The organism is Acinetobacter sp. BWR-L5, from assembly GCF_039655985.1.
GTDB classification, from domain to species: domain Bacteria; phylum Pseudomonadota; class Gammaproteobacteria; order Pseudomonadales; family Moraxellaceae; genus Acinetobacter; species Acinetobacter johnsonii.
Window position 1 is genome coordinate 174,963 of sequence record NZ_JAGFEV010000004.1, and the last position, 25,675, is coordinate 200,637.

General features: G+C 43.5%; 20 protein-coding genes. 9 read left to right on the forward strand and 11 right to left on the reverse strand.

What is annotated here, in order from left to right; translation table 11 throughout:
- Nucleotides 1-44: 44 nt before the first annotated feature.
- Together JZ787_RS08730 and JZ787_RS08735 are read right to left on the reverse strand one after the other, a co-directional pair.
- Nucleotides 45-290, reverse strand: a complete 246-nt coding sequence (locus tag JZ787_RS08730) for a DUF2789 family protein (RefSeq protein ID WP_346312132.1) — start codon at nucleotides 288-290, stop codon at nucleotides 45-47.
- A gap of 212 nt (nucleotides 291-502) precedes the next feature.
- Nucleotides 503-1,153 (reverse strand): HAD family hydrolase, encoded by a 651-nt coding sequence (locus JZ787_RS08735; protein WP_004692545.1) that lies wholly within the window; start codon nucleotides 1,151-1,153, stop codon nucleotides 503-505.
- Nucleotides 1,154-1,335: 182 nt separating this feature from the next.
- Between JZ787_RS08735 and JZ787_RS08740 the strand changes: the two genes are divergently transcribed.
- Nucleotides 1,336-1,818, forward strand: coding sequence for an RNA pyrophosphohydrolase (locus JZ787_RS08740; RefSeq protein WP_004692547.1), 483 nt, complete (start codon nucleotides 1,336-1,338; stop codon nucleotides 1,816-1,818).
- An 81-nt stretch (nucleotides 1,819-1,899) separates the two neighbouring features.
- On the forward strand, nucleotides 1,900-4,197 hold the full coding sequence (ptsP, locus tag JZ787_RS08745; RefSeq protein ID WP_004978924.1) for a phosphoenolpyruvate--protein phosphotransferase: 2,298 nt from the start codon (nucleotides 1,900-1,902) through the stop codon (nucleotides 4,195-4,197).
- Nucleotides 4,198-4,203: 6 nt separating this feature from the next.
- On the opposite strand, the gene JZ787_RS08750 is transcribed toward ptsP, so the two are convergent.
- Both JZ787_RS08750 and JZ787_RS08755 read right to left on the reverse strand, forming a co-directional pair.
- On the reverse strand, nucleotides 4,204-4,392 hold the full coding sequence (locus tag JZ787_RS08750) for a hypothetical protein (RefSeq protein WP_004978921.1): 189 nt from the start codon (nucleotides 4,390-4,392) through the stop codon (nucleotides 4,204-4,206).
- 188 nt (nucleotides 4,393-4,580) lie between these two features.
- Nucleotides 4,581-5,195 (reverse strand): LysE family translocator, encoded by a 615-nt coding sequence (locus JZ787_RS08755; protein ID WP_346312133.1) that lies wholly within the window; start codon nucleotides 5,193-5,195, stop codon nucleotides 4,581-4,583.
- Between the two features lie 151 nt (nucleotides 5,196-5,346).
- Between JZ787_RS08755 and JZ787_RS08760 the strand changes: the two genes are divergently transcribed.
- Both JZ787_RS08760 and JZ787_RS08765 read left to right on the forward strand, forming a co-directional pair.
- On the forward strand, nucleotides 5,347-5,799 hold the full coding sequence (locus tag JZ787_RS08760; RefSeq protein WP_346312134.1) for an Lrp/AsnC family transcriptional regulator: 453 nt from the start codon (nucleotides 5,347-5,349) through the stop codon (nucleotides 5,797-5,799).
- A gap of 267 nt (nucleotides 5,800-6,066) precedes the next feature.
- Nucleotides 6,067-7,203: a DUF389 domain-containing protein gene (locus tag JZ787_RS08765; protein ID WP_346312135.1), complete on the forward strand. Its 1,137-nt coding sequence runs from the start codon at nucleotides 6,067-6,069 to the stop codon at nucleotides 7,201-7,203.
- Nucleotides 7,204-7,209: 6 nt separating this feature from the next.
- Here JZ787_RS08765 and JZ787_RS08770 read toward each other — a convergent pair whose 3' ends face one another.
- Entirely contained in the window at nucleotides 7,210-8,862 is a 1,653-nt protein-coding gene (locus JZ787_RS08770; RefSeq protein ID WP_346312136.1) for an acyl-CoA dehydrogenase family protein, read from the reverse strand.
- Between the two features lie 78 nt (nucleotides 8,863-8,940).
- On the opposite strand from JZ787_RS08770, the gene JZ787_RS08775 reads away from it, so the two are divergent.
- Nucleotides 8,941-9,558 carry a TetR/AcrR family transcriptional regulator gene (locus JZ787_RS08775; RefSeq protein ID WP_346312137.1) on the forward strand — a complete coding sequence of 206 codons (618 nt, stop codon included), beginning with the start codon at nucleotides 8,941-8,943 and terminating at the stop codon, nucleotides 9,556-9,558.
- Nucleotides 9,559-9,678: 120 nt separating this feature from the next.
- Here JZ787_RS08775 and JZ787_RS08780 read toward each other — a convergent pair whose 3' ends face one another.
- The 4 genes from JZ787_RS08780 to JZ787_RS08795 all read right to left on the reverse strand — a co-directional run bounded on the left by JZ787_RS08780 (nucleotide 9,679) and on the right by JZ787_RS08795 (nucleotide 15,018).
- Nucleotides 9,679-10,188, reverse strand: a complete 510-nt coding sequence (locus tag JZ787_RS08780) for a hypothetical protein (RefSeq protein WP_218288749.1) — start codon at nucleotides 10,186-10,188, stop codon at nucleotides 9,679-9,681.
- A gap of 139 nt (nucleotides 10,189-10,327) precedes the next feature.
- Nucleotides 10,328-12,520: a catalase/peroxidase HPI gene (katG, locus tag JZ787_RS08785; protein WP_346312138.1), complete on the reverse strand. Its 2,193-nt coding sequence runs from the start codon at nucleotides 12,518-12,520 to the stop codon at nucleotides 10,328-10,330.
- A gap of 433 nt (nucleotides 12,521-12,953) precedes the next feature.
- The gene (locus tag JZ787_RS08790; protein ID WP_346312139.1) at nucleotides 12,954-14,009 is read right to left on the reverse strand and encodes an MBL fold metallo-hydrolase; all 1,056 of its coding nucleotides are present in this window, start codon (nucleotides 14,007-14,009) and stop codon (nucleotides 12,954-12,956) included.
- Nucleotides 14,010-14,079: 70 nt separating this feature from the next.
- Nucleotides 14,080-15,018: a cation diffusion facilitator family transporter gene (locus JZ787_RS08795; RefSeq protein ID WP_346312140.1), complete on the reverse strand. Its 939-nt coding sequence runs from the start codon at nucleotides 15,016-15,018 to the stop codon at nucleotides 14,080-14,082.
- A gap of 318 nt (nucleotides 15,019-15,336) precedes the next feature.
- On the opposite strand from JZ787_RS08795, the gene hcaR reads away from it, so the two are divergent.
- Both hcaR and JZ787_RS08805 read left to right on the forward strand, forming a co-directional pair.
- Nucleotides 15,337-16,236 (forward strand): DNA-binding transcriptional regulator HcaR, encoded by a 900-nt coding sequence (gene hcaR, locus JZ787_RS08800; RefSeq protein WP_346312141.1) that lies wholly within the window; start codon nucleotides 15,337-15,339, stop codon nucleotides 16,234-16,236.
- A gap of 306 nt (nucleotides 16,237-16,542) precedes the next feature.
- Complete coding sequence (locus tag JZ787_RS08805; RefSeq protein ID WP_004692572.1) at nucleotides 16,543-17,220, forward strand: DUF1345 domain-containing protein; 678 nt, start codon at nucleotides 16,543-16,545, stop codon at nucleotides 17,218-17,220.
- Nucleotides 17,221-17,480: 260 nt separating this feature from the next.
- On the opposite strand, the gene JZ787_RS08810 is transcribed toward JZ787_RS08805, so the two are convergent.
- Together JZ787_RS08810 and JZ787_RS08815 are read right to left on the reverse strand one after the other, a co-directional pair.
- Nucleotides 17,481-18,149 (reverse strand): HAD-IA family hydrolase, encoded by a 669-nt coding sequence (locus JZ787_RS08810; RefSeq protein WP_078425254.1) that lies wholly within the window; start codon nucleotides 18,147-18,149, stop codon nucleotides 17,481-17,483.
- A 271-nt stretch (nucleotides 18,150-18,420) separates the two neighbouring features.
- Nucleotides 18,421-19,359, reverse strand: coding sequence for an RluA family pseudouridine synthase (locus JZ787_RS08815; protein WP_114392489.1), 939 nt, complete (start codon nucleotides 19,357-19,359; stop codon nucleotides 18,421-18,423).
- Nucleotides 19,360-20,117: 758 nt separating this feature from the next.
- On the opposite strand from JZ787_RS08815, the gene JZ787_RS08820 reads away from it, so the two are divergent.
- Nucleotides 20,118-23,600 carry an Rne/Rng family ribonuclease gene (locus JZ787_RS08820; RefSeq protein ID WP_346312142.1) on the forward strand — a complete coding sequence of 1,161 codons (3,483 nt, stop codon included), beginning with the start codon at nucleotides 20,118-20,120 and terminating at the stop codon, nucleotides 23,598-23,600.
- 170 nt (nucleotides 23,601-23,770) lie between these two features.
- On the forward strand, nucleotides 23,771-25,612 hold the full coding sequence (locus JZ787_RS08825; protein WP_346312143.1) for a long-chain-acyl-CoA synthetase: 1,842 nt from the start codon (nucleotides 23,771-23,773) through the stop codon (nucleotides 25,610-25,612).
- The last annotated feature ends 63 nt before the right edge of the window (nucleotides 25,613-25,675 follow it).

A 25,675-nucleotide genomic window follows, 5' to 3' on the forward strand; every position in this document is an offset into this window, starting at 1 on the left:
TAAACAGAGGCAAAGCTTCGACGCTCAGCCTCTTTGAGTTCTACTTATTTTTGGACGAGTGAATCTTCATGCAGGGATTCATTCAGCTGATCTACAATAATAGCCCACTCACCGTCCGATTTAATTTTTTCTGCCAAAAACTGACGTTGCGCTTCACTCCAATACTCTGCGTCAACAATCTTGGTTTGTGCATTGAGCTGATGCGTTACAATAAACAACGCGATGGCCTCTTCACTCGCATCTAAACCGAGTTGCTCAAACAGGTGGGTCATTCTTGGTCGTACACTCATATTTTTCTCCACGCTTATGTTCTAATTTTTCATAGTCAAAATAGTTTTAGCCAAGGTTCAACATAGCATATTTGGTTAATTTTCCAAGATCAGCCCACCTATAGCCCGATATTTTATTATCACTTTACGCACTTTTCATTTTTTAAGTCGATGCCTTTCAAATAAAAAAGACTGCCCGAAAGCAGCCTTTTCAAACAACTAAAGACAGATACTTAAATCGACCAGTCTTGGATTTCCCATGCCTGCTCTTTAGCCAATGCTTCTAGGCGGTCATCTGGATTGACGGCAATGGCATGGTCTGCGTATTCCAGTAAAAAGCGATCATTGATGGAATCTGAATACGCCCAAGACTCGCTAACATCACGCCCTGCAAGCCATTGATCTAAACGCGTCAATTTGCCTTTTTGATAGCATGGTGTATTGATCACTTTGCCCGTATATTTACCCTCAACCACTTCGGCATTGGTCGCAATAATTTCGCTAATCCCAAATTCACGGAAAATCGGTGCCGTTATAAAATCTGAGGTTGCGGTAATGCCAACCAAAGCATGTCCAGCATCGCGGTGTTTTTCAATGGCGGCAAAACCTTCGGGACGCATTTGCGGGCGAATCACTTTGTGCATGAACAGTTCATGCAGTTCAGTAAGGTAGGCATTGTCATGTTGAGTTAAAAATTCAAATACAAATTCATTATAGGCAATCGGGTCGAGCTGCCCTGCTTTGTAGTCTTCATAAAATTTATCGTTCATGGCGCGATGGCGAACTGGATCGACCAAGCCTTCATTCACCAAAAACTCTCCCCAAGAATGATCTGAATCGGTGTTTAACAAGGTGTGATCGAGATCAAATAGCGCCAATTTCATGAAAATACTCGTAAAAACTGAAATTTAAGAAAAAATTTGTAAATCTATCTCCGCTAGTCGATAGAAATTCGTTAAGATCATAGCAATTTTAACATTTTTAAACTTTGCTTTTTTCGAGTTGGATACAGAAATAAAAATCCCCGATCGCAAAGTCATAAATTACACAATATTTAGGTAGCCAAATGATCGATTCGGAAGGTTTCCGACCCAATGTCGGGATCATTTTGGCAAACGAGTTTGGACAAGTTTTATGGGCAAAACGCATTGGACACAATGCTTGGCAATTTCCACAAGGAGGTATCCAATATGGAGAAACCCCTGAACAGGCACTTTATCGTGAGCTGAGAGAAGAAGTTGGCTTACTGCCCGAACACGTCCAAATTGTAGCGCAAACTAAGGGTTGGCTGCGTTATCGTTTGCCGCACCGATACATTCGTACAGATTCTGATCCCGTATGTATTGGACAAAAACAAAAGTGGTTTTTACTCAAACTCACTGCTCCCGCTCAGAATATTCGTTTGAATTTGTCTGATCCGCCTGAGTTTGACCAATGGCAGTGGGTCAGTTATTGGTACCCGCTGGGGCAAGTTGTAAATTTTAAACGCGATGTATACCGCAAAGCGATGGTGGAGCTGTGTAATCAGCTCCCTCAAAAAAAGCCTTAAAAAATCTAGACGTCCTACAGATTTTTTAAGGATCTCTTGTTATAAATAAGTTGGACGCACATTATTTTTGGAGTAGACGCGATGTCGAATATGCAACTGGATACCCTTCGACGCATTGTACAAGAAATCAATGCGTCCACCAGTTTGCATGAATCACTCGACATTATGGTCAACCATGTGGCGGAAGCCATGCATGTTGACGTTTGTTCCATCTATTTACTCGACGAACGCAATCAACGTTATTTGTTGATGGCATCGAAAGGTTTGAACCCCGATTCGGTCGGCCATGTTTCACTGCATACCAGTGAAGGCTTGGTCGGCCTGGTGGGTCAGCGTGAAGAAATCGTCAACCTTGACAATGCACCGAAACATGAACGTTTTATGTACTTACCTGAAACAGGTGAGGAAATTTATAACTCGTTCCTCGGTGTACCCGTCATGTACCGCCGTAAAGTCATGGGCGTGCTCGTGGTGCAAAACAAAGAGTCGCAAGACTTTAGTGAAGCTGCGGAATCCTTCCTCGTCACGCTCTGTGCTCAGCTTTCAGGGGTCATTGCACATGCGCATGCGGTGGGTAATATCGATGTATTTCGTAAACCGAGTAATTTACCTGCCTACAAAACTTTCCAAGGTGTCCCGGGTTCAGGTGGAATTGCATTAGGGCGTGCCGTCATTCTCTATCCTCCTGCGGATTTGGCCGCTGTCCCTGACCGTGAAGCCGATGACATCAGTGAGGAATTAGAACTGCTTGATCGTGCTCTCACCTCAGTGCGTGATGAAATCAAATCGCTTGACGACAAAATGCAAGATGCCCTCATGGCGGAAGAACGCGCACTGTTTAGCGTGTTCTTACGCATGTTGGATGAAAATGCACTGCCAGCGGAAATTAAAGAACAAATTCGTGATGGTAACTGGGCACAAGGTGCGGTGCGTATCGTCATCGATAATCACATCGATCTGTTTGAACAAATGGAAGATGACTACCTCCGTGAACGTGCCGCGGACTTAAAAGATCTCGGGCGACGGATTTTGGCTTATTTACAAGAAGCTGACTCCAGCCACCGTGAACTTACCGATGAAAGTATTCTGATTGGGGAAGAAATCTCAACCGCAGCCTTGGTTGAACTGCCCGTCGATAAAATTGCAGCCATCGTAACCACCGAAGGCGCCATGAACTCGCATATGGTGATTGTGGCGCGCGCACTCGGTATTCCAACCGTGGTCGGCGTGACTGAACTGCCGATTAATACCCTTGATGATGTGGAAATGATCGTCGATGCGCACCAAGGGCGCGTGTTTATTAATCCACCTCGCCGTTTACGTAGTCGCTATAAAGAAATTCAAAAAGAAGAAGAACTGATTGCCAAAGATTTAAAACAGTATGAAACCAAAGATGCCATCACCCCTGATGGTGTCGCAGTCAAACTGTTCGTCAATACTGGTCTGATGATTGATGTGGTCCGTGGTGTACAACGCGGTGCTAAAGGTGTTGGTCTATATCGCTCTGAAATTCCGTTCATGTTGCGTGATCGCTTCCCGGGTGAAGAAGAACAGCGTGCGATTTATCGTCAACAGTTGAGTCACTTCGCCAACAAACCTGTGGTGATGCGTACCCTCGATATCGGTGCCGATAAAGACTTGCCTTATTTCTCAATTGAGGAAGAAAACTCAGCTCTCGGCTGGCGCGGTATTCGCTTTACGCTTGACCACCCTGAAATTTTTTCTTCACAAATTCGTGCCATGCTCAAAGCCAGTATTGGTCTCAATAACCTACACATTCTACTGCCGATGGTAACCAGTGTCAGCGAAGTAGAAGAAGCGTTGTATTTACTGGAGCGTGACTGGGTCGCGGTACAAGAAGAAGAACAGGTCAAAATCACCAAACCGAAAATCGGGATCATGGTCGAAGTACCAAGTGTCTTATTGCAGATTGAAGAGTTTGCCGAGTTGGTTGACTTTTTCTCGGTAGGTTCAAACGACCTGACACAATACTTACTAGCCGTTGACCGTAATAATCCACGGGTTGCCAATGTCTACTCACATTTCCACCCTGCGGTTTTACGTGCGCTCACCCGCTTAGTCAAAGAGTGTCATAAGTACAACAAACCAGTCAGTATTTGTGGGGAAATGGCGGGCGATCCTTTGTCTGCGATATTATTGATGGCAATGGGCTTCAATACCCTATCAATGAGCTCAAGTAACATTCTGCGTGTACGCAAAGCCATTTGTCATGTCCCAATGCCAGATGCGGTCGAATTGTTAGAGCGTGCCTTGAAAATGAGTAATCCACTCATTGTGAAAAGTCAGATGGAATATTATTTTAAAACACATGGTTTGGCCGATATGGTCAAATCCGCAACACGTATCGTGACGGCTTAAAGGTCTTTAAACCCAAAGAACGGACATTAAAAAAGGGAGATAATCATCTGAATATCTCCCTTTTTTGTGCTTGTCATAGCCTCGTTTTGCATTTTTCTTTCGGTCTACAAAGACTTGGCTTTGGTTAACTTCATGCATATGTTTAGCCACGAAGTTGTGAATCACAACTTTTGGCTCAGCTTTCTTCTTTGCCATTTTTTTCACCTTGTTGATGCGATCATCTCACTGATGATGCGCTAGAAATTTTACGCCTTTTTGAACGTATTACAAGCGATTTTGGCTGAACCTATATCCCCAGCTCATGCACTATTTTTCAATTCAATTACAGGTTAAGGCAATGCTATATTTTGCACTGCCTTTGATCCATATGCTTAAAATGTCGCTTAGACATAAAACTGTTCTAACAATAAAATCATCGCAATCAACATCATCAATGCCCCTGACACTCGACTGACCACCCTAGCAGCCTGTGGGCGTGTGCCCAAAACTTTTTGCGCACTAAATCCAACCAAGAAATAAACAGCCGCGCAACTCATGAGGTGAATCCCCGCCAATAAAACAATTTGAGAGGTGGGTGACAAAGCCGCTCGCGGGTCGATAAAAGGCGGTAATAAAGCCAAAAATAACAGCAGGACTTTCGGATTTAAGCCACTTAAATAAACGCCTCGAATGTACCATGCCTTTGAAGAAGCAATGGTAACCTGATCACTGCTAATACTCGCAGGACGCATCGACAGGCTCAGCCCCATCCACAGCAAATAAACAGCCCCAACACCCGTGAGTACTTGAAGCAATACGGGCTGACTGGTCACCAATGTCCCTACACCCGCCGCAACAATCAGTGCCGCCATCAAATGCCCTGTTAATAAACCGGTCACTGCAGGCAAGACTCTTTTGCCCTGTATTCCGGATGAAATGGCATAGGCCCAATCGATACCTGGTGTCATCACAAACAGGATCGAAACACCCCAAAATGCAATCAAAATATTCAATGACATCCCTTTCCTCTCTTATCCATCACCGTTTTGGGGTTTAATCCAATCAAAACATGATCTGTATCAAATAATTTTGAAAGGATATCCTTTAGGCTCTAAAATGTGCTTTCAAATATTTGTGCAATAACGCCTAAAAAAGGGGAGATTCTTCCACATGGATAAAATTGATAAGAAGATTCTTGCTGAACTGCAAGCCGATGGTCGTTTATCTGTTACAGAACTGGCCCATAAGGTGGGGCTTAGCCTTTCCCCTTGTCACCGCAGAGTCAAAGCTTTAGAAGATGCGGGTATTATCAAAGACTATCGCGCACAGTTGGATATCTCCCAGCTCGGCTTGAATTTTTCAACCATTGTTTTTGTGACGCTAAAAAATGGCGATAAAGATTCAGTGCAAAGTCTTGAAGAAGCGATTCTTAAGGTTCCTCAAATTGTGAAAGCGCAACGACTTTTTGGCGACCCCGACTACTTGCTGCATGTCGTGACCTATGACTTGGAAAGTTATCAAAAACTCTATGATGAGCACTTGTCCGCACTGCCCAATGTGCAACGCCTTATCTCCACCATGGTAATGAAAAATATTATTTCCAACCGTAGCGTTCTGTTCTAAAAGAACACGTTCTAGGGTCAGCTAAATATCTATAATTGATCTGTCTTTTTATGGGTGATTTCGACCAGATCCGCTCTGTTCTAAAAGTCCTTGTTAATGAATGATGTTCAGCAAAATCGAGAAGCCTCGCTTCAATAAAAAGAAAGTGATTAGCACATATTCTAAATTGAAGCGTAAATCATATTATTTCTCACCATTTTTTTGTTTGCTTCCCGTGATAAAAGCGCTAGATTAAATCTTAATCACATACAAAATAAGAGCATCACCATGCCACTCGAAAAAGACAAAGATGCAACCATTGTGGTCAAAGACACACCTGACCAAGAAAAGTATGAGTTTTTAAAAGAGAAAATTCGTTACAAGCAGGCCTTACGCGAAAATTCAAAAAAAATTGACCACCAAAAAGTCCGGTTGAATATCCAAGCCGATGCTCTACCAAGTAAAACCTTTTTTATTATGAATGCCTTGGCTGCCGTCATTGCAGGCTATGGACTATTGTCCAACTCGGCTGCGGTCGTGATTGGTGCGATGCTGGTTGCCATGATGCTGGGGCCAATTTCGGGTATTGCTTTGGCTTTAATTGATAGCCGCTGGTTGCTGTTTAAAACCGCGTTGTCCACTTTGTTACTTGGCATTGCCATGATTTATAGCATTGGGATCATTTTAGGGCTAGTGAATTATGACCTGCCCATGACCAACGAAATTTTAGCCCGTACTCAGCCAACCATTTTGGATTTGATGATCGCTTTAGCTGGTGGTGCCGCAGGTGCTTTTGCCTCAGTATCCCCTCGCCTATCTGTGGCCGTGGTGGGTGTTGCCGTTGCGACAGCCTTAGTTCCGCCCTTGGTGGCTAGCGGGATTTTATTCGCGCATATGGAATGGAAAAACTCAGCCAATGCTTTTTTACTGGCGGTGACCAACATCTTCGCCATTCAGATTAGCTCATCTTTAGTCCTGTGGATTGCAGGCTTTAGACGGGGTTCCACCGAAGAAGTGCAGAGTAATGTCAAAGAGTTTCTCAAACGTAATGCTGTTAGCCTCATGTTCTTGGCACTTTTAGGGATTTATCTCTCACTCAACTTTTATGCGCTGCTCAATACACGGCTGTACGAAAGCAGTACCGAGGCGACCATTAGTACTGAGCTGAACCATGCCAATAATATTATTGATACTATCCAATACGATAAAAGAGATGATTTCACTTTAGTCCGTGTCTCTATCCGTGGAGATATCCCGCCTAGCCCAGCGCAAATTGCCGCACTCAATCAAAAGCTATTGCCAGACTTGAACGATAACCCAAGCATTGTTCAAGTCCGCTTTATTCCGATTGATATTATTCAGGCTGAAGACAGCCCCAACGTCAAACTCGAACAAGATGAAGCGCAAAAGCTTTCCGTACAATAAAGAGCTTTAAGCTGCAAATGCTCTATGCAGCAGTCGTTCTACGTCGGGTTGTTTCATCTCAAGCATCCCGACAACCCGACCATGAAATAGACTATAACGGCTTTGAATAAAGCCATCAGCCACATAGTCTGGTGCATGCCGTTTCAGCAGGACTGCTTGTGCCAAAATCACTAAACGGCTGACCACACTGCGCCCCATAAATTGTAGTTCTTCAGGTGTCTGTTGGAACAACTGAAATAGATTTTGCAGCTCTTGTTTCAACTGTTCATCTTGCATAGCCGTGGTAGCCAAATCTTGAAACAGGATTTCAATCGACTCTACATCACGGCTGATAGCACGCAGCACATCCAAACACATGACATTGCCTGAGCCTTCCCAAATGGTATTGACTGGGGCTTCTTTAAAAATACGTGCCATGACGCCGTTGTCAACATAGCCATTGCCGCCAAAAACTTCCATCATCTCCCCTGTGAGTTCAACCGCACGTTTACATATCCAGAACTTCGAAGCTGGGGTCATAATGCGTTTCCACGCCACGGACAACGCATCATCCGTTTCATAACAATGCGCCAAGTGGAAACTGAGTTGCATCGCCGCTTCGGTTTCTAAGGCTAAATCTGCCAGTACGGCGCGCATCAGCGGTTGTTCAGCCAAATGCTTACCAAAGGCTTTACGCTGACGGGTATAGGCAATGCATTGCACCAAGGCTTGTCTGAGCATGGCAGTACTGCCCACTGAGCAGGTTAAACGGGTGTAATTCGCCATTTCTATAATGGTGGGAATACCGCGCCCAGCTTCCCCAATCATGATGCCCCACGCCTCTTTAAATTCGACTTCGGAACTGGAGTTACTTCGGTTGCCCACTTTTTCTTTTAAGCGTTGCACATGAATTGGATTCTTGGTGCCATCCTCTAGCCAGCGCGGCACAAAGAAACAGGCCAAACCATCTTGTTCCGTCTTTGCCACCACCAAATGTGCATCACACATCGGTGCAGAAAAAAACCATTTATGCCCTGTGAGTAAATAGGCTTGACCGCGTCCCGACTCGGCGACTGGTACAGCCATGGTTTCATTGGCACGCACATCCGAACCGCCCTGTTTTTCGGTCATGCCCATGCCCAGCCAAATCGATTTTTTTTGACTGATCGGCACATCACGTTCATCGTATTCTGTAGAAAGCAACTTATCACCGATTTTGGCCCACAGTTCAGGTTCGCGTTGAATCAGTGGAATACTGCCTAATGTCATCGAATTTGGGCACAAGTTTCCACACTCCACCTGCCCTGCCAAATAAAAACGTGCTGCCCACTCAACCCATTTTGAGGATGAATTGGGATGATTAAACGGATGTGCGTGGGTATCGAACTGACGATTCAATCCCATCCATTTATGCCATGCAGGATGAAATTCGATAAAGTCTTTACGGCGTCCGCGGGCATCAAAGGCATGTAATATGGGCGTATGCCTATTGGCGAGATCGGCATAATCATAATATTCTGCTGAACCAACGACTTTACCCATCTCTGTGAGTCTTGCCTGATCCTGACTGCCATAACGAGTGAGAATTTCTTGTAAAACGGTATCGGTTTCAAACAAGTTGTAATTTTCCAGTTCATCAAACTGATTACTGATTTGATGGGTCATCCATGCCGTATTCATATCACTTTGCTCTTGTTATGCTGTGCTTTTCATTTCAGTATAGAGAAAAATTGAGTCTGCCATGTTCAGCTTTGTGCTATGAAGAATCCCGAGATCCAAGTTCGCCGTAGGCCGCGCCAGTCGCGAGCTAAACTCACCCAAGAAGCTTTGCAAGAAAGTTTTGTTCGGCTTTTGCATGAGCGTCATGCACATGAAATTACCATTCGGGAGATTACCGATGTGGCCGGAGTCGGTTTGGGTACCTTTTATGAGTACTTTTCAAAGAAGGAAGATTTGGTTGCATTGACCATTCATCAGCATGTGAAAAGTAATGCTGAAACCTTAAAAAGTTATGCACAAAGCCTAATAGAGTTATCCACAAAATTAACTGATGAAGACTATTTACAGCAAATTATTCACTTTCAGCTTGAGCAGATTCAGGCTCGACAGTTTCTCTGGGCACAGACTTTTTTGCTCGAACGGCAGGTTTCAAACATTGAAAGTTACCGTAAAAGTTATACCATGATGGTGCAGATGTGGCGCAGTATCCTTGAGCCTTATGTTGGAGATGAAGTTCAACTCCAGCAAATGAGTTTAAATGTGCAGCGGGTATGTTATGGCTTTGTGTCGCAGACCTTGTTGGTCGAGCCTGAGTTTGCAGAATGGGTAATGTTGGAAGGAGATATTATTCAAAGTTTAGGAAAGCTTAATTTTTAATAAAAATAAGCTTTCTATTCATTTTCGCGCTTACATTTAAATTATAGATGTTTGATATATAAAATAATACTAAGCCATGATTTGCATAAGCTCTATTATGTTAAATTGAAGTTTTAGTCACTAAAGATTTGGAAAGCGAATTTTTGTTTCAGCTTTTCTAATTTCATTACTGGTAAAAGAAATAGTTGTTCCTAATGAATAGGCATAGATTCCTTGGATAGAATCATTAGATGATTCATATGAGATATAGAATCCGTTATCAACTCTATTCACCCATTCGAAATTCATTTTATATTTTTCAAATAGAAATTCGATAATTTTCTTTTTTAACTCTATATCATTTGTATCAATATCATAAGCGATGCAATGAAGCTTACCTTGCCATTCTTGAAGTGAAATAGATCCAACTGGGGTTGCCAATTTATACCAGTTTGATTCTTTGATGAAATTCACGTTTGGAGTATGTTTTTCTAAATTGAATTTAGTCTGAATAGTTGAAAAATCTGAACCAATTTCAAATATAAACGGTTTTAGTACTTTATCTTGATTCAGTGTATTGGTCTCTGCATGCAATAAATTATTAGTAAAAAGTGAAATGAAAGCCATCAATATCAAAAAAGCGTTTGACATAAGTAATTCTAAATTTAAATTTCCATAAAATGAATATAATACATACTATACAAAACCAAAATTTTTAAATTAAATAATATCAGCACCTTATGATCTATAAAAAACCGCTCTTTTGAGCGGTTTTTTATTCCAGTGAAAACTACTTCACGTCAAAACGGTCAGCATTCATTACTTTCACCCAAGCCGCAACAAAGTCTTTTACAAACTTCTCTTTGTTGTCATCTTGCGCATACACTTCTGCATATGAGCGTAAAATCGAGTTTGAACCAAACACTAAGTCTGCACGTGTCGCCGTCCATTTGGTTGCCCCTGTAGAACGTTCTACGATTTCATAACGGTTTTTACCCACGGGTTTCCAGTTATATTTCATATCCGTTAAGTTCACAAAGAAGTCATTGCTGAGTATACCCACACGAGCCGTCAACACACCTTCTGATGTACCTGCATAGTTTGTGCCGAGTACACGCATACCACCGACTAGAACCGTCATTTCAGGCGCAGTCAAACCGAGTAATTGTGCGCGGTCTAACAACATTTCTTCAGGTTGTACACTGTAATCTTCTTTGACCCAATTACGGAAACCATCATGCTTAGGCAATAAGTCTTCAAAAGAATACACATCGGTTTGCTCTTGAGTCGCATCACCTCGGCCTGCAAGGAACGGAACTTTGATATTCACACCCGCAGCATGCGCCGCTTTTTCAACAGCTGCCGTACCACCCAGTACAATCAAATCCGCAATGCTGACTTTTTTTGCCAGACCCGCCTGAATTTCTTCAAGCTTCGCCAAAACTTTGGCTAAACGCTCAGGCTCATTGCCCACCCAGTCTTTTTGTGGTGCAAGACGGATACGTGCACCATTGGCGCCACCACGGTAGTCTGAACCACGGAAAGTACGTGCACTGTCCCAAGCGGTATTAATCAATTCAACTGAAGTTAAACCACTATTTAGCAACTTCGCTTTTAACTCTTCAATTTCAGCTTCAGACAAAACGTAATCGACCGATGGAATTGGGTCTTGCCAAATCAGATCGTCATTCGGTACATCTGCACCTAAGTAGCGGGATTTTGGTCCCATGTCACGGTGAGTCAGCTTGTACCAAGCACGCGCAAACACTTCAGACAAGTAAGCTGGATCTGCATAAAAACGCTCTGAAATTTTGCGGTATTCAGGGTCCATTTTGAGTGCCATATCGGCATCGGTCATCATTGGATTACGGCGGACATTGGGGTTATGTGCATCAACAGGTTTATCTTCCTCTTTGATGTTAATCGGTTCCCATTGTTTCGCACCCGCAGGACTGGTGGTTTTTTCCCATTCATAAGTGAACAGCAGATAGAAAAACTCGTTATCCCATTTGGTCGGGTGTGTGGTCCAAGCCCCTTCTAAACCACTGACCATGGTGTTCGCGCCATTGCCTGTACCTTCAGAGTTATGCCAACCGAGACCTTGGAACTCCACGTCTGCGCTTTCAACATCTGCCCCTAAGTTTTCGGCTTTACCATTCCCGTGCGCTTTACCTACGGTATGACCACCCGCAGTGAGTGCGACAGTTTCTTCATCATCCATGCCCATACGGTCAAAAGTGACACGCATGTCTTGTGCAGTACGAAGTGGATCTTGGACGCCATCAACCCCTTCTGGATTGACGTAGATTAAACCCATTTGTACCGCTGCTAATGGATTTTCAAGCGATTTACGGTCTTGGTCATTGGCATAACGGTTTGCCGTTGGTGCCAGCCATTGACGCTCTTCACCCCAGTAAATGTCTTTTTCTGGCGCCCAAATATCTAGACGACCACCACCAAAGCCAAAGGTTTTTAGACCAGCTTCTTCATAAGCCACGGTCCCTGCAAGAACGATTAAATCGCCCCATGAAATTTTGTTGCCATATTTACGTTTGATTGGCCAAAGCAGGCGACGGCCTTTATCGGTGTTGACGTTATCAGGCCAACTGTTGAGAGGGGCAAAGCGTTGGTTTCCTGTGTTTGCACCGCCACGTCCATCTTGTTTACGGTAAGAACCCGCCAAGTGCCATGCGGTACGCACAAACATCCCAATGTAACTGCCATAATCAGATGGCCACCACTCTTGGCTGCTGTTGATGAGTTCACGAAGATCTTGTTTCACCGCTTCTAAATCCAATGATTTGAATGCAGCTGCATAGTCAAAATCAGGATCCATCGGGTTGGTTTTTTTATCGTGTTGCGACAGGATGTCTAGATTGAGCGCATTGGGCCACCAATCAGAATTATTGGTGCTGGCTAAACTCGTTTGTCCACCATCTTTTTGGTGAAATGGACAACCTGATGCTTGCATATTCTGTGTCATGTCGAGCTCCAAATTTGATCATCAAATTATGATTATCATGAACCGTTTAAAGTAATTATTACTGTTCTAACATAGCCCCTTTTGATGACAATCTAAAGCAAGTTTTACGAATAAAAACAATCGGATTCTTCTATGTAAATATTTAAGAAAGAAAGAGTTTTAACTTTTCAACAAGATAAGATCCGATGAAAATACAGCAAAAAGAAAGGCTTTTGATGCGAGATTGATGGGCATTTTCAATTGAGTTTATCGATCAAAACTCAGACAAGCCTTAGTAGCAATGAGCGCGGCTCAAATTGAGTAAAAATCAAACAAAAAAGAAGCATACTTTCTGTTTTTAGATTTATTTGAAAGATATTTTTATGATGTTGTTATGGTCTCGGTGATGACTGTTTTTGTCCCAGCCACCACCTGATCTTACACATAAAGTAAATTACACGCTTAAACGTCGACCTTCTCTTAAACAAACAAACGGATTCATGAGCTTTGAGCTATTTTTCATCGCCACTTTTAAGTCAATCTCAGGTTGTTCACGACTTTCATCGGTCAGCTGAAAGGTGCGATAGTGAATGGCCATCGAACATTTGGCATGCAGGTCTTTATGCGCCTGAAAGGCATCTTGCGGGTTCATATGCATATAGCGCATCAGCTCACGCGGTTCATACGCCCCGATAGGCAGTAACGCAATTCGCGGTGCGCCAAAACGTTGATGCAGCTCTTTAAAGTGCGGTGAATAACCCGTATCCCCCGCAAAATAAGCATAGTCAGCGCCACAGTGAATACTAAACCCGCCCCATAGCGCACGGTTCTGATCGCGCAGCCCACGGCCAGAACCATGCTGGGCTGGGGTATAGACCAGTTTTAATTCATGCAGACGCGCCGACTGCCACCAATCCATTTCCAGCACTTGTAAGTGCTTGGGTAAATACCATCCATTGCCTAGCCCTGTGTAAATGGGCATGGCGAAACGCTCATACAACCAGTTCAGACTGGCAATATCCATATGGTCATAGTGGTTGTGGCTCAAGAGCACCGCATGGATGGTCGGTAAATCTTCCAAGGCAATGCCAGCAGGCATAACACGGCGAGGTCCCCGCCCTTGCTTCGGACTGACATGTTCCGCCCACACAGGATCGGTCAATAAATTATAGGGCCCAATTTGAAGTAATACCGTGGCATGACCCACAAACCACACCTGCCAGTCCTTTAAATCGGCATGGGGGCGATCTTGCGGCAAGCTTTTTTTATCGGCATGAAAGTGCGCATACTCTTGCGCCAAATCTACATTCCATGTCGAAGATTTACGCTTAATCAACCATTTCAGCAAGTCGCCTCGGCTACGGCCCTCAGGTCGACGAACCGAATTGACAAAGCGAGTCCCGTTATAATGGTCGGAATGTAGAAACTGAAATTCGGGCTGTCGCCATGTATGGGACATGGTATTTTCAGTCGGAATTTGATAATGGAGTTCAGTTGATTTTGGCTTCATTTAACGTCGTTATCTTTATTGCAATACACCAGTAACAGGACCAGTTTTGAAAACTGACCTCTACCTTAACCTATTCCAAGCGTCCTTGCATTCGCTCTAACCACACTTTTTTTGATTGTGGCTTCACAAAGAGTGCCACAATTTCAGGATGTTTTTGTTTAATTTTTACTTCAATGCGATTAACACACGCTTCTATCTCATCGGTAGTGAGGTGATCTTCAAATTCTACACTCAACGAGGCCAAAACCTGCTTGGCACCCATTTGCTCGGTCAGTAAGCCGTTGGCCGACAGTACGCCTTCATCGTCTTGGGCAATTTTTAAGATATTTTGACGTACATGCAGGTCTGCGGTCTCACCGAGCAGCAAACCTTTGGTTTCTCGTGCCAAAAGAAAAGCGGACACCGCCAAAACCAGCCCAATCAGAATGGACGCCACTCCATCCAGTGCAGGCATATTTAAACGATGCGCCAAATAAATACCCAGAAAGGCAATCAACAGACCAATTAATGCAGCAGAGTCTTCAAACAAAACCGTAAACGTGGTGGGGTCTTTACTGCGACGAAAGGCCTCAAAATAACCTTGCTGACCTTTCGCCTTACGAAACACTTTCAGAGCAACACACCATGAAATACCTTCACTTACAAATGCAAAGCCAAGTACAACATAATTGATGGTCGGGTTTAAAATGGGTTCAGGGTGCAAAATGTGCATGATCCCATTGTACATAGACACCAATGTCCCTAAGGCAAAGACCATAAGAGATACAATGAAGGCCCAAAAATACAGCTCTCGCCCATAGCCAAAAGGATGATTAAAATTGGCAGGTTTATTTGACTTCTTCAGTCCATATAACAGTAAAATTTCGTTTAAGGTATCCACAACAGAGTGAATCGCTTCACTCAACATGGCAGAGCTGTTGGTCAAATAAGCCGCAATAAATTTTACCAGCGCAATGGCTAAATTCCCCAACAGCGCGGCATAGACCACCAGTTTATTTGAATCTGCCATATCGATTTTTAGCCCGTATGTTCAATTAAAATATATTTATGTTTTTATCATATCCAATTTCAGCAAAACGCAATTGTATTTTTATGTAGTTCACCTCACCCGATTTTCAGGTGATTGGAATGAACTATTTTCAATATTTAATTAATACCTTTTAGCAATTATTAAACCTGTTATTTCATATACGAAAGTCTCAAAAATCAACCCAAGATCATTTATTTTCTCAATAATTGAATCATCTTCACGGCATCATTATTTATCGATTATACTTTACCGCAGTCATGGTAAGACATTTTTTGGATTAGTCAGTGGGTTATTTATATGGAACTTAGACACCTTCGCTATTTCATTACTGTTGCTGAAGAACTGAACTTTAGTAAAGCAGCACTGAAACTTTATACTGCTCAACCTTCATTAAGTCAGCAAATCAAAGACCTTGAAGAAGATGTCGGTGTGCAGTTACTGTATCGAACCAAGCGAAAAGTTGAACTCACAGAAGAAGGCGCTGTTTTCCTTGAACAAGCGCGTCTCACCCTAGCTCAGGCAGACAAAGCGGTCGCTATGGCACGCCAAGTGTCACAAGCCAAACAGCAGATGCTCCGCATTGGTTTTGTCCCTGTGGCGGAAATGAAAATCTTTCCTTATGTACTGCCCAATTTACGAGTACAAAACCCAGAGTTAAAAATTGAGTTATTCAGTATGAACAATACTGAGCAACTACGTTTGCTGAAAAAAGGGGAGCTGGACATTAGCTTTACGCGAAATAATGTCCATAGTGATGAAATTGAAAGCCAGTTTGTACTACGTGAACCACTCATTTTCCTGCTGCCGAAAGATCATCCTTTGGCCCAATACGAGCGAATTCCGGTTAAAGCATTAGATGGCATTGATTTTATTATTCCCGCAGCTGAGCAGTCACAGACTTTGTACCAGACCATTTTGGAATTTGCCAAAGCGCATAATATTGAATTTAATATTGTGCAAAAAGCCGACAACATCCTATTCAATATCAACGCAATTGGCTTGGGGCTCGGCTGTACAATTTTACCTGGTTATGTTGCGCCACTTAGCATGAACAACACGGTAATTCGTCCACTTGAGGTTGAGCTGCCATATTTGGATCTGTATGTGAACTACCGTAAAAATAACAGCTCACTGGCAGTGACTAAATTTTTAGAATTACTGACTCGGGTATTTTATTTGGATATTAACCGCGAATAAATCCGCAGTGAGTTCTAATTACTCATCTCATTCGGCGCGCCACTATTTTCTGAATAAAATAAATAGTTACGCGCCTTTCTCATAGAACTATACGCTGTAAGATAAGCGTATTTTCACCCTTTTGTTTTTAAGCGATGTCAATGACATCTCGCTTTTTCATTTTGCATTCTTTTTAAGCTAGGATAGGCTAAGAAAAACAGGCTTTTGTCAAGTTCCCTACAGCTGAAGTCCGAACACAGACTGGTACTGAAGTAGATCTTGCGACTTTAGCTGCACGAAAAAAATAAAACGAAGAAGGAGAAAATTATGCCGATGCCCACTTTGCAGCGTTTAAAAACAGCAATGAAATTTCGCCCCTTCTTTTTCATTAGTTTTTTGCTAACTGCTGTTTTTTATACGCTGCTGAATACATTTACCGACTGGTCTTGGTCGACCAATTTATTGATCAGTTGGAATATTGCCGTCTCAAGTTATTTAGTCAAAACCATGACCACCCTGTGGTCCGTTGATCATCGACACATCCTGCAACATGCACAACAGCAAGATGCCAGTAAATGGATCATTCTACTGTTGGTGATCCTGACTTTGCTCATGTGCTTAATTGCGATTGTATTAGAGTTGACTCATCTTCCGAATGACCCAACCATCAAATATGGGCACTTAGCGCTGTCCTTACTCACCATTATTAGTGCATGGTTCTTTATGCATACCGTGTTTGCCATTCATTATGCACATGACTATTATCTAGCCCTCGCAGACCAACAAGATGCAGGCTTAGACTTTCCCAAAACGGCTCAACCGACCTATCCCGACTTTTTATATTTTAGTTATGTGATTGGCACTTCTGCGCAAACCGCGGATGTTTCCATTACCTCACGTTCGATGCGTATTCTCAATATTCTGCACATTATTTTAGCTTATGGTTTTAATACCTCTATTCTCGCCATTAGCATCAATGTCGCGGCGGGTTTTATCACGCTTTAAACGTTTTTTTTCATTTCTTGGTCATCCTCACAAATGACAACTATCCAATATAAAGACGATGACTGAAGTCCTTTCAACGACAACATCACAAAAAAAAAGCCCCCATCAAAGAGCTTTTTCAAATCACAAACCCAACAATTCAATGAACAGTTCATCAGCCTTAAAACATACTAAAGACAAAAGCTTTGAAGATGATCGACCCAAAACAGGCAGGCTCACTCTGACCATCTTCCACAGGTTATATATTTAGACTACTCAAGTTAAATCACTTGTTTAAGGTCAACATATTGTAATAAATGCTGCTGCAAGCTCGGCACATCATCCGCGATGGCCAAAGGTTGATATTGTCTGAGCGTTTCAGGTGTATGCACCCCATAACTCACCCCGATTCTCGGCATGGCAATAGTACGTGCCATTTCTAGGTCATAACTGGTATCACCGACCATAATCGCGCGTTCAGCAGATACACCCGTTTCAGCTAAAATTTCTTCCAACATCAAAGGATGCGGTTTAGATTTGGTCTCACTGGCTGCACGTGTTGTCACAAATAGTGCTTGGCTCTGTGTTTGCGCTAATACTCGATCTAAGCCTTTACGACTTTTACCTGTCGCCACCGCCAACTGTAAACCCGCTTCACGTAAGCCATTCAACATATCGGCCACGCCGTCGAACCAGACATCACCTTTCGAGTTCGCCACATAATGTTCTGCATAGCATTGCAGAATCTCTGTATGTAGCTCAGGCACTTGAGGAAATAATCGCTGCGCGACCTCTGGCAAACCTAAACCAATAATACTTTTTGCTGCATCAGCAGTTAAAGGCTGTGCAAATTGCTGCGCGGCAAACAATAAACTCGCCACAATCTGCCCCACTGAATCAAATAATGTCCCATCCCAATCAAAGATAATCAGTTCTACAGGTTTATTCATGCTGGGATTCCAATATTTACTTTTATAAAGACAATTTTACACGATGCATTTGCTACACAATGGCGACAAGGATGGGGCCGTTGAGCTGACTTGCACTTCGCTTTAGAGCAGTGCTTAAAGCGCGTTCAGGATGTTCCATCAGCTCAACAAAAGATTTTTGTTACTTTGCATCTTTAAAAATAAAGATGACCAATACAGCATCATTTTAAATTAATCACAACCAACAAAAGTCATGGCTTTATCACTTCTCCCAAAATGAAAGGGAAAAGACTTAGTCCTTCTTTTGTGCTCTTAACTGCGCCACAATACTCTGCATATCTTCAGGTAACGGCGCTTCAATCGGCGCATAACCAGGAATGTCTAAACGCATTGCATGCAGACATAAACGACGCGGTTTCGGTCCTTTATATTCTGTTTCATGACCATATTTATCATCACCGACCAATGGATGACCAATGCTTAAACCATGCACACGAATTTGATGGGTCCGCCCTGAAAGCGGCGATGCATAAACTAAGGTTGCATGCATAAAACGCTCAGCCACATTCCACTGCGTTTTAGACTCTTTACCTTCACTCGACACACGCACACGACGCTCACCATTGGCCAGTTCATAACGGTGCAAAGGCGCATCAATTAACTGCTTGTCTAAACTCACCACACCTTTAACTACAGCAGCGTAAGTTTTCTTAATTTTGTGTTCACGCAACATGTCTTGCAAACTTTTTAACACACTACGCTTTTTAGAAATCATCACCAAACCTGAGGTATCACGGTCAATACGATGAATCAGTTCTAAATATTTTTTACCTGTTGCCGCACGTAAGCCTTCAATTAGACCATAAGCCACGCCACTGCCGCCATGTACGGCAATGCCTGATGGCTTATTGACGACCATCAAGCCTTCATCTTCATACACCACACGACTGAGTAAACTCTGTGCCACTTTGTCAGAAACAGGCACCGCATTTTCATCTTTTTGTTCATAGCGAATCGGCGCCACACGAATCTGGTCACCAATAGACAGCTTAGTTTCTGCTTTTATACGCTTTTTATTCACGCGAACCTGACCTTCACGAATCAGGCGATAAATACGACTTTTAGGCACACCTTTTAAACGGCTAAATAAAAAGTTATCAATCCGTTGCCCTGCTTGATGCTCGTCCACTTCAAACCACGTCACGTTTTGCCATTGTTGGGTAGAATTCATACAGTTACTGCGACCTAAAAAATACGGAATTTGAATAAAAAATGACCATTTAGGCTATGCTTTACACAAGAAAGACTAGCTTAGCCCATAGGCAGATGATACAAGGTTTGATATAGTCAGCGCACGGATACCACCATAAGTGAGTCAAAAGCTTAATCATTTCAATTTTAAATTGAATAGTTAAGAAAATAACTCAACTCAGCTTGGAACGGTCCCAAAAGAATTATGCCGACGCCGAAGGCTTATTATATCGGCAAAACAGCAAACTGTTAGGTTTAATTGTGCATCTGCACATAAATCAGTTTGCCCCAAAAAAATATGTGACCAACGAAGGTTGGTTTTTAAACGTAAACTGATATACATCAGATTAGTCGCTCCCTGATGTCGTATTCAGGCCACAGCGTTGATGCATATGGATCTGTTCAGTTGTAAAGGTACGATGATAATTCCGTATCAAGACACCCTATCCAAAAAGAAGGGTTGCTCTTCGAGCAAATGTGACAGTGAAAGTTACTTACATCCAATGCACCGCTTGTCCGCCAGTGAAACGCGCAGGAGACTTTCAATCGTTTAAAGATTGAAGCCGTATTGCCATCATCAATATGTGAATCAAAACCGAAGCCGATCAAAAAGGCAGGTAATAAAACTCAGACCACAATCGGTTTATTTGAGATCTGAGCAAAATTGGTCCGTGATGTTTGATGTTCGCTACGTGTTTAGCGATAGTTTGCTGTGTATCACTATTAGGTGTTACACCCATGAAACGTATGTTGATTAATGCAACACATGCAGAAGAGATTCGCGTTGCACTTGTCACTGGGCAGCGTCTTTACGATTTTGACTTAGAGAATCGTACCCGTGAACAAAAAAAATCCAATATCTATAAAGGTCACGTGACTCGCGTTGAGCCTTCTTTGGAAGCCGTCTTTGTTGAATATGGTGCGGGACGTCAAGGCTTCTTGTCTATGCGTGAAATCGCAAATTCATATTACCAAGCAGACCCACGCCAAACTTCAAACATTCGTGAATTGATCACTGAAGGCACAGAGCTTTTGGTTCAAGTTGAAAAAGAAGAGCGTGGTAACAAAGGCGCTGCTCTTTCTACCTTCATTTCTTTAGCTGGTCGCTACTTGGTACTCATGCCAAACAACCCTAAAGGTGGTGGTATTAGCCGTCAAATTTCAGGTTCAGTACGTGAAGAATTGAAAGAAATGTTGGCGTCGTTAAATGTACCTCGTGGCATGAGCGTGATTGTACGTACTGCGGGTATTGGCCGTTCTCAAGAAGAGTTACAACTCGACCTACAGCACTTACTGGATCTTTGGGCGCAAATCCAAAACACAGCAAGTTCTGGTCCATCGCCAATGTTGGTGCATCAAGAAGCAGGCGTGGTGACGCGTGCGATTCGTGATTATTTACGTGATGATGTTGCTGAAATCTTAATTGATTCAGAGCAAGCCTATAACGAAGCCTATAACTTCGTAAAAGCAGTCATGCCTCGTCAAATCGACAAGCTAAAAACTTATACGCTAAATGAACCGTTATTTGCGCATTTTGGTATTGAAAGCCAAATTCAAACGGCTTATGAACGTGAAGTTAAACTTCCTTCAGGCGGTTCAATCGTTATTGACCAAACCGAAGCATTAGTGTCTATCGACATTAACTCTGCAAAATCAACCCGTGGTAGTGACGTTGAAGATACAGCGCTCAATACTAACCTTGAAGCAGCAGAAGAAATTGCACGTCAACTACGTTTACGTGACATTGGTGGTTTGGTCGTGATCGACTTTATCGACATGACCAAAGACCGCAACCAACGTATGGTTGAGGCGAAACTTCGCGAAGCAACACAAAGCGACCGTGCCCGCATCCAATTCGGTCAATTGTCTCGTTTTGGCTTGATGGAAATGAGCCGTCAACGTCTACGTCCTTCACTTGAAGAAGCAACAGGTTATGTCTGTCCGCGCTGTCATGGCACAGGTATGGTGCGTGACTTGCGTTCATTATCGCTTTCAATCATGCGTAAAGTAGAAGAAATTGCGCTGCGTGAACGTCATGGTGAAGTTCAAGTACAGGTTCCAGTTGAAATTGCAGCATTCTTATTGAATGAAAAGCGTCACACATTGGTTTACCTCGAACAAACCTCAGGTGTTCGTGTGACTGTGCTTCCGCACCCACACTTAGAAACCCCACATTACGAAATTTCGTATAACCCTGAAGGCTTTGCACCAACCAGCTATGAACGTACAGAAGCAACACGTTCAAGCGAAAAAGAGTTGGGTTACGAGTCATCAGAATGGCATTTAGATGGTGCAGATCATGTGCATCAACATGCCGCTCCTGTGCCTGTACAACAAGAAAAAGGCAACAAAAAACCTCGTAACAACGCGCCACAACAACAAGTTGCGCAACAAGCCCCTGCTCAGACTGCACCTTCAAGCAGCCCATGTGCATGGTTAGAAAACTTGTTTGTGCAAAAACAAGCTGCGACTGTCGATCAATCACGTTCTGCAAATAATGCTGCTGCGGCCATTGAGCAAATGGTAAATGGCGGTGCAGTGAGCCGTGGTCAGTTTGGTCAAGTTGGCACGCCTGCTGCGGCACCAGTTGCACCAAGCAACAATGTCTACATGAGCGCTGCACCTGTTCATGCAAAATCTGAACACCGTGAAGATAAGCATGTAGAGAAAGAAGAACGTGGCACACGCCACAACAAAAAGCGCCCTAATAAGCACAAAGAGTCACGTGAGCAAAATGCGCAACATGACAACCAAGTTCATGAAGAAATTGTGCAGGTCTCTCGTCAAGACCAACAGCGTCAAGATCGTTATGAACAACGTCCTGAACGCAATGAACCACAACGCCAAGACCGTCATGAACAACGTTCTGAGCGCAGTGAACACCAACGTCAAGACCGTCCAGAGCGCAGTGAACAGCAACGTCAGGAACCGCGTGAAAACAAGCGTTCATCACGTCGCCAACACGGTGAGCAACAGCAAAACACTGATGTTCAAAACGAACAGCAAAATGCAATGCCACGTCGTGACCGCCGTAACCAACCTCGTCCAGAACGCCCAAATCGCCACCGCGACCCAAGTGTACTGAATGAGCAAGTGACTGAAGCAGCGCCAGCTGTGGTTCAAGAACCTCAAGTTAAAGTTGAGTTAATTGAAGCACCGCGTCAAGAAATGATCACAACAGCCCATGTGGTCAATGTCGATCAAGCGCAAAGTGAAATCGTGGCATTAACTCCGACCATACACACTGCAACCGAAACCAAGCCTCAGCAAGCGGCTGTTGCGAAAGCCGAAGTTGAAGTAAAAGCTGAGAAAGTGGTACAGGAGAAAGCAGCTGAAGTTGTAGCAGCACCTACTGAACAACACGCAGAGCAAAAACCACGTGAAAGCGTAAAACGTGCCAGCAATGACCCACGTCAACGCCGTCGCCAACAACGCGCTGCACATACACAGCAAACTGAAATACCTAAACTCACACCTTCACAGGTGCCAACTTTAGGTCAGTACACCATCAGCAGCTTGATTCGCCATGTCTATGGTGAAGACTGTTCAGTGCTGATTGAGCAGTTTGGTTTAATTCCAACCTTCAACCGTGCCCTTCAGAAATTTACTGAAGAGTATGCAGCAACGTTGAGCAAAACTGTGACAACGCCTGCTGTTGAAGCAGAGAAAAAACCGGTCACCCGTGATGTTGAAATCACAAAAGCGCAGCCTGAAGCAGAGCCAGTTCCAGTATTGGACCTGACACCGCCTGCACCTGTATCTGAACAACGTGTTGCAAATGACCCGCGTGAGCGTCGTCGTCTAGCTAAACTTGCTGCTGAACAAGCTAAACAAGCACGCGAAACAGCGCCTGTTGCTGAATCGTCAGCGCCTGAAACAGCGATTGTTGCAGAAACGCCTACTGCTGAAGCTGCGCCTGCTGTAACTCCAGAGGAAAACGAGCCTGCTCTTGTAACAGAAAGCGAAGCGCCTGTTGCCGTTGAAAGCAGTGACGTGAAAAGCTTGGCTGATGTAGCTGCGGTTGAAGAAGTAGAAGCTGTTGTTGCTCCAGTTCAAGCCAAAGCGCCTAGAGCGTCAAAGCAAGCTGAAAAAGTAGAAGTAACTGAAACTGTAGCGGAAACAGCTGCGGATGAGTCAGACAAATCAGACTCGGACAAGCCAGTTCGCCCACGTCGTCCACGTGGTCGTCCACCGAAAAAAGCGAGCCCGACTGAGTCGTAATTCGCCCTAGAGTTGTAAATTTAAAAAACCTAGTCATGTCAGTGGCTAGGTTTTTTTGTTATTTTCGTCAGATTAGGTTGATTGCACTAGACCGAAACGATTAAAAGAACAAGTGTAGAAACTGAGCACTATTCAAACGCATTGGATTGCATAAAATAATTAGGATTCATATGAGCCAACACCCATCACATGACCTCATTGGTATTACCGACGTTGCAACAAAACTTCCTCAATTCATCAGTAAAGTTCCCAACTTACTCAGTGGATTAAAGCAAGCATATTTACGTACCCCAAACACCCCAGCAGGCCTCGGGATTGCTTTTGAAAAAGCAGTGAAGCGCAACCCTCACGGTATGGCCTTGCTTTTTGAAGATCAAAAATTTAGCTATCAAGCCCTCAACGAATGGGCAAACCAAATCGGGCATTATTTTTTATCCATCGGGGCAAAAAAGGGTGATGTCATCACAGTGATGATTGAAAACCGTCCTGAATTGGTTGCAACCGTGATTGCACTTGCCAAAATCGGCGTTACTGCGGCTTTAATCAATACCTCGCAAGTCGGTAAAGTGCTGGCGCATAGTATTAATCTGGTCAAACCTATCGCAGTAATCGTGGGTGAAGAATGCCGTGCCGCAGTTGATGAAATCCGTCATGATTTAAATCTCTCTGCGGATCGTTTCTATTGGTTTGCTGACCAAGAAACCCAAAAAGATGCAGGCCTTGCACCACAAGGTTTTAGTAATCTTGCTGAAAAAATTGATGCCTTTGCCAAATTCAATACACCAACCACACACAGTGTGCTGGGTAAAGATGGCTTGTTTTATATTTATACCTCAGGCACAACTGGTTTGCCTAAAGCCGTTATTTTCACGCATAGCCGCTGGACATTGGCTTATGGAACCTACGGGCACGTACTCAACCTCGGCAAAGACGATGTGATGTATGTCACCTTGCCGCTGTACCATGCAACAGGTATTGTGGTGTGTTGGTGTGGCGTGATTGCGGGTGCGGGCACCTTGGCTTTGCGCCGTAAATACTCCACTTCTGCATTTTGGAAAGATGTGCAAAAGTTCGATGCCTCGGCCATTGGCTATGTCGGTGAGTTATGTCGCTACCTCATGGATGCAGCACCTTCAGCGTTAGAAAAAGGGCACCGTGTCACCAAAATGATCGGCAATGGCATGCGTCCAAACATTTGGGACAAATTCAAACAGCGATTTGGTATTGAAGAAATTTTAGAGCTTTATGCATCGAGCGAAGGCAATGTCGGCTTTAGCAATGTATTTAACTTTGACAACACTGTCGGCTTTTCACCTACGCCTTATGCCATTATCCAGTTTGATAAAGAAAAAAATGCGCCTGTTTATGATACCAAGGGTGGCTGTATCAAGGTCAAAAAAGGCGAAGTTGGTTTATTGATTGGTAAAATTACCCGCCGCTCTCCATTTGATGGCTATACCGATCCTGAAAAAAATAAATCAGTGATTCTTAAAGATGTCTTCAAATCCGGCGATGCTTATTTCAACACAGGGGACCTAGTCCGCGACATTGGCTTTCGTCATGCCCAATTTGTCGACCGCTTAGGCGATACCTTCCGCTGGAAAGGCGAAAATGTGTCCACGACTGAAGTTGAAAATATGGTCAGTGAATATGACAAAATCACCGAAGCTGTAGTGTATGGTGTTGAAATTCCAAACACCAATGGCCGTGCGGGAATGGCTGCGATTACACTGGCAGACGGCGCTGAACTGAATGAGCAGGATTTAGCCCAAATGCTCGTGAGCTTTAAAAAATGTCTGCCTGCCTATGCTATACCCGTTTTCTTACGCGTACAAAAGCAAGTTGAAACTACAGGAACGTTTAAATACCAAAAGAACAAGCTCAAAGAACAAGCCTTTGACCCGAAAAAAACCGATGAACGCTTGCTGGTCCTGTTACCCAACAGCAGTGCCTATGCAGATTTAACGCAACAAGTCTTTGATAACATTCAAGCCTATCAATATCGCTTCTAAACTCGAATTGCTTGTTTTTTAGCTACCTAATCGCAAATTTGTTGTATTTATAATCAAACATCA